Source organism: Nonomuraea sp. NPDC051941 (assembly GCF_044593615.1).
Genome location: NZ_JBIUCF010000160.1, coordinates 1 through 1,009, shown reverse-complemented (window position 1 = coordinate 1,009; position 1,009 = coordinate 1). Strand labels below are relative to the sequence as shown.

At 66.6% G+C, this 1,009-nt stretch carries 1 protein-coding gene; it reads left to right on the top strand.

All coding sequences use genetic code 11. The annotated features are described in order from the left end of the window. Positions 1 to 40: 40 nt before the first annotated feature. The coding region (locus tag ACIHFD_RS67950) for an IS256 family transposase (protein WP_397375985.1) at positions 41 to 1,009 on the top strand (969 nt) is incomplete at its 3' end.

Here is a 1,009-nt window from a genome sequence, read left to right as displayed (position 1 = left end):
CGGTCACTGGTGTAACTCCTGATCAAGGAGAACGCACCTGATGAGTACTGTGATCCAGGCATCGACGGAGATCGACCTGGAGGACGCCGGCGTGGCGCGCAAGCAGCCCAAGGAGAGCAAGGCCAGGGATTCGGATCGGGAACTGGTGGCCCGGCTGGTCGATCAGGCCCGTGCCGAGGGTGTGGAACTGGTGGGTGAAAACGGGCTGCTCGGCCGGCTGACCAAGCTGGTGCTGGAGTCCGCGCTGGAAGGCGAGATCACCGACCATCTCGGCTATGACAAGCATGAACGCGGTGCAAGCGAGACAGGCAACAGCCGCAACGGCGCCCGCTCCAAGACCGTCATCACCGACGTCGGGCCGGTCGAGATCAGCGTGCCACGCGATCGGGACGGCAGCTTCGAGCCGAAGATCGTGCGTAAGCGGCAGCGGCGGCTGTCCGGGGTGGATGAGATGGTCATCTCGCTGGCCGCCAAGGGTCTGACCACCGGCGAGATCTCCGCCCACCTGGCTGAGGTCTACGGCGCCGAGGTGTCCAGGCAGACCATCTCCACCATCACCGACAAGGTGCTGGACGGGATGGCCGAGTGGCAAAATCGGCCGCTCGACCCCGTCTACCCGGTCCTGTTCATCGACGCCATCCACGTGAAGCTGCGCGAGGGCCAGGTCGCCAACCGGCCGATTTACGTGGCGATGGCGGTGACGGTGGATGGCGAGCGCGACATCCTTGGGCTGTGGGCCGGCGACGGCGGCGAGGGCGCCAAGTTCTGGTTGCACGTACTGACCGAGATCAAGAACCGCGGCGTGGCGGATGCGCTGATGGTGGTCTGCGACGGTCTCAAAGGACTGCCGCAGGCCATCGAGCAGGTCTGGCCCCAGGCGGTCGTCCAGACGTGCGTGGTGCACCTGCTGCGCGCGTCGTTCCGGTATGCCGCCCGCCAGCACTGGGATGCCATCGCCAAGGCGCTCAAGCCGGTCTACACCGCGCCCACGGAGGCCGCCGCGCTGGAG